Below are 4,178 nucleotides of genomic sequence, written 5' to 3'. Positions count from 1 at the left end.
GTGCTGGTGTCGTGCGTCCCCGGCAGCAGGAGATCCCCGTGGTGAGTGTGGCCGAGCAGATGGTGGCGGTGCTCCGGCAGGCCGGCGTGGAGCGGGTCTACGGCGTGGTCGGCGACAGCCTCAACCCCGTGGTGGACGCCATCCGCCGGACCGACGGCATCGGCTGGGTGCACGTCCGCAACGAGGAGGCCGGTGCCTTCGCGGCCGCCGCCGAGGCCGAGCTGACCGGCCGCCTCGCGGTCTGCGCCGGCTCCTGCGGCCCCGGCAACACCCACCTCGTCCAGGGCCTCTACGACGCGCAGCGCAGCGGCGTCCCCGTACTCGCCCTGGCCTCCCACATCCCCTCCGGCCAGATCGGCACCGGCTTCTTCCAGGAGACCCACCCCGAGCGGGTGTTCACCGACTGCAGCGGCTGGTGCGAGATGCTCTCCACCGCCGCCCAGATGCCCCGGCTGCTGCGGATCGCGATCCAGCACGCCCTCGGCGCCCGGGACGTCTCGGTACTGGCCTTCCCCGGCGACGTGGCGGCCCTGTCCGCCGCCGCCCCGACCGGCACCAGCCACTTCCTCACCGAACGGGCCGTCGCCGCCCCGCCCTGGTCCCAGGTGCAGGAGCTGGCCCGGGTGCTCAACGCCGCCCCCAGGGTGGCGCTGTTCTGCGGCGCGGGCGTCCGCGAGGCGCACGCCGAGGTGATGGAGCTCGCGGCCACCCTGTGCGCGCCGGTCGGGCACTCCCTGCGCGGCAAGGAGTGGATCCAGTACGACAACCCGTACGACGTCGGGATGAGCGGCCTGCTCGGCTACGGCGCCTGCCACGAGGCCCTGCACTCCGCCGACCTCGTCCTGCTGCTCGGCACCGACTTCCCCTACGACTCCTTCCTGCCCCAGGCCCGCACCGTCCAGGTGGACCACGACGCCACCCGGCTCGGCCGCAGGACGGCGCTGGACCTCGCCGTGCACGGCGACGTCCCGGCCACCCTGCGGGCGGTCCTGCCGCTGCTGGAGCGGAAGACCGACCGGTCCTTCCTCGACGACATGCTGCGCCGTCACTACCGGGCGCTGGAGGACGTGGTCGGCGCCTACACCCGGGACATCGGGAAGCACCTGCCGATCCACCCCGAGTACGTGGCCTCGGTGCTGGACGAGGTGGCCGCCGAGGACGCGGTCTTCACCGTCGACACCGGCATGAACAACGTCTGGGCCGCCCGCTACCTGCGGCCCAACGGGCGCCGCCGGGTGATCGGCTCCTTCCTGCACGGGTCGATGGCCAACGCCCTCCCGCACGCGATCGGAGCCCAACTCGCCTTCCCCGGGCGGCAGGTGGTGGCGATGTCGGGCGACGGCGGGCTGTCGATGCTGCTCGGCGAGCTGCTCACGGTGGCCAGGCACCGGTTGCCGGTGAAGACCGTGGTCTTCAACAACGGCGCGCTCGGCATGATCAAGCTGGAGATGCTGGTCTCCGGCTACCCGGAGTCGGAGGTCGACAACGGGGATGTCGACTACGCCGGGATCGCCCGGGCGATGGGCATCCCGGCCAAGCGGGTCACCGAGCCGGAGCGGGTGCGGGAGGTCCTGGCGGAGGCGCTGGAACGGCCCGGCCCGGCCCTGGTGGACGTGGTCACCGACCCGAACGCGCTGTCCGTGCCGCCGCACATCACCGCGGCCCAGCTGAAGGGCTTCGCGCTGGCCGCCGGCCGTACGGTGCTGTCGGGCGGGGTCGGGCGCATGATCGACCTGGCCCGGTCCAACCTGCGGAACATCCCCCGGCCGTAGCCGTCGGGGAGGCCCCGGCTTCGGGGCGATTTGCCTCGTGGGCAAAAAGTTTGCCCGGGCGGCACAAGAGGTGTCCACTGGGCACATGACCACCAGCCCAGCCGGTCCGCCCGCCGATCCCGGCGCTCCCACCGACCCCGGTGTTCCCGCCGCCGTCCCGGTCGCCCCCGCGGACGACCACGAGACGCCGGAGGTGGCCGGCCTCGCCGCGAGGCTGCGCGAGCACCGGCTCGGCAGCCGCCTCACCCTGGAGGTCGCCGCCGCCCGGGTCGGTCTCTCCCCAGCCTACTTGTCCCGGCTGGAGACCGGCCGCCGACAGCCCTCCCTGCCCGTCCTGCTCGGCCTCGCCCGCGCCTACGGCACCTCCGTCTCCGGTCTGCTCGGCGAGGCGTTCACCGAGCCCGACCCGGTGGTGCGCGGCGGCGCGATCGAACCGGGCCGGGCCGGCGGCTGGGGCTACCGGCGGGCCGGCGCGCCCGGCCGGGCGATGCAGGCGCTGCGCGTGCACGTCCCCCAGGGCGTGCAGGACGCGGTGGTCCGGGTCCACCCGGGCGAGGAGTGGCTGTACGTGCTCCGCGGCCGGCTCAGGCTGACCCTCGGCGAGCGGGTCCACCTGCTCGACGAGGGCGACTCGGCGCACTTCGACTCGCTCACCCCGCACTGCATCGCCGCCGACTCCTCTTCCGGGGTCGAGCTGCTCTTCATGCACACCCTGCTGCAGAGCCCCGGCGGCGAACTCTGCCTCGGCGGCGGCCCCGCCGCCCCGCACCACTGACCCGACGTCAGGACATCCGGAGGAGATCCCCATGGCCGATCCCACCACCACCGAGACCGTGGCCGCTGCCGCTGTGCCCGCCCCCGCAGCCGTGCGCGCGAAGCCGGCCAAGACCATCGACGCGGGCAAGCAGGCCAACCGCCGGATCGGCGTCCGCCTGGTGATCTACACCGTCGCCACCCATGCCTTCGCCGGCTTCATCCTGCTCCTCTTCGAGCTGGGCAACCGCAACAAGTAGCCGTCCGCCGCGGGCGGTTCAGCTCTCGCGGAGGATCCCGCAGAGGGCGTCCAGGGCGGCCGGGAAGGCGTGGTCCGACGGGGTCGCGTAGCCGACGACCAGGGCCGGTGCGGCGTCCGGTGCGGTGTCCGGCGGTGCGTCCGGTGCGTCCGGTGCGGTGTCCGGCGGTGCGTCCGGTGCGTCCGGTGCGGCGGGCCGGGCCGGGGCCCGTTCGGCGGCCGGCCCGGCCCGGTACCAGTCGAGCCCGGTGAGGACCAGGCCGGCCGCCCGGGCCCGCTCCAGCAGCTCCGCCTCCGGACGCGAGCCCGCCGGCAGCTGCAGGACGGCGTGCAGTCCGGCGGCGATACCGGTGACCCGGACCTGCGGCGCCCGCTCGGCGAGCGCCGCGACCAGCAGGTCCCGGCGGCGCCGGTAGTGCAGCCGGCAGCGCCGCACATGCCGGTCGTAGCGGCCCGAGGTGATCAGCTCGGCGAAGGTCAGCTGGTCGGTCACCGGACTCATGGTGTCCGCCAGGGCCTTGAGCCGGGCGACCGGTTCCACCAGCTCGTCCGGGAGGGCCAGCCAGGCCAGCCGCAGACCGGGGGCCAGGCTCTTGGCGGCGGTGCCGCCGTACACCACACGGTCCGGATCGAGCGCCTGCATCGCCCCGAGCGGCTGCCGGTCGTAACGGAACTCGCCGTCGTAGTCGTCCTCGATCACATACCCGTCCCGCTCCCGGGCCCAGCGGACGGCCGCCGCCCGACGGTCGGCGGCCAGCGCGGCGCCGGTCGGGAACTGGTGGGCCGGGGTGAGCAGCACCGCCCCCAGGCGCTCCGCGGGCCCGCCGGCCCCGCCCAGGCCGTCCAGCAGATCGGTGCGGGCCCCGTCGCAGTCCAGCGGCAGCGGGGCGAGGCCGAGCCCGGCCGCCCGCAGGACCTCGCGCTGCGGCGGCAGCCCGTACCCCTCGACCGCGATCCGGCCCGCCCCGCGCCCGCGCAGCGCGGCGGCCAGCAGACCGAGGCCCTGGCCGAAGCCGGCACACACCAGCAGCCGGTCCGGATCGGTGCGCACGCCCCGGACCCGGGCCAGGTAGTCGCTGAGCGCCCGCCGCAGCTCGATCCGGCCGAGCGGCGAGCCGTAGTCGAAGGCGTCGTGCGGAGCGACGGCCAGGGCCCGGCGGGCGCTGGCCAGCCAGGCGCTGCGCGGGAACAGCGAGAGGTCGGGCCGCCCGGCGAGCAGGTCGTGCCGCCCGGTGGGGCGGCGGTCGGCGCGGACGGCGGCGGGGCGCCCGGCGGGCCGGGGCGCGGCGCGTTCGGCGACCGTGGTGCCGGAGCCCGGCCGCGAGCCGAGCCAGCCCTCCGCGGTCAGCTGCCCGTACGCCTCGACGACGGTGTTGCGGGCGATGCCGAGGTCC

At 75.5% G+C, this 4,178-nt stretch carries 4 protein-coding genes; 3 read left to right on the top strand and 1 reads right to left on the bottom strand.

Annotated elements, in window-relative coordinates:
* Window positions 1-32 precede the first annotated feature (32 nt).
* From VR45_RS16765 to VR45_RS48675, 3 genes are all read left to right on the top strand, one after another.
* Entirely contained in the window at window positions 33-1,772 is a 1,740-nt protein-coding gene (locus VR45_RS16765; protein ID WP_107084197.1) for a pyruvate dehydrogenase, read from the top strand.
* Window positions 1,773-1,857: 85 nt separating this feature from the next.
* A complete protein-coding gene (locus tag VR45_RS16760; RefSeq protein WP_078896585.1) occupies window positions 1,858-2,547 on the top strand; it encodes an XRE family transcriptional regulator in 690 nt (229 codons plus the stop codon).
* A 31-nt stretch (window positions 2,548-2,578) separates the two neighbouring features.
* A complete protein-coding gene (locus tag VR45_RS48675) occupies window positions 2,579-2,785 on the top strand; it encodes a DUF6126 family protein (protein ID WP_045940567.1) in 207 nt (68 codons plus the stop codon).
* An 18-nt stretch (window positions 2,786-2,803) separates the two neighbouring features.
* Here VR45_RS48675 and VR45_RS16750 read toward each other — a convergent pair.
* Window positions 2,804-4,178: PLP-dependent aminotransferase family protein (locus VR45_RS16750; RefSeq protein WP_045940566.1), on the bottom strand; the 1,375-nt coding region annotated here is incomplete at its 5' end.

This window comes from Streptomyces sp. NRRL S-495 (assembly GCF_000966955.1).
Classification (GTDB): domain Bacteria; phylum Actinomycetota; class Actinomycetes; order Streptomycetales; family Streptomycetaceae; genus Kitasatospora; species Kitasatospora purpeofusca.
This window is presented reverse-complemented; position numbering and strand designations above follow the sequence as displayed.

Bases quoted from the DNA above. Each gene is read 5' to 3' on its own strand.
- VR45_RS16760 (WP_078896585.1), top strand. From the start codon at position 1,858: ATGACCACCAGCCCAGCCGGTCCGCCCGCCGATCCCGGCGCTCCCACC.
- VR45_RS48675 (WP_045940567.1), top strand. From the start codon at position 2,579: ATGGCCGATCCCACCACCACCGAGACCGTGGCCGCTGCCGCTGTGCCC.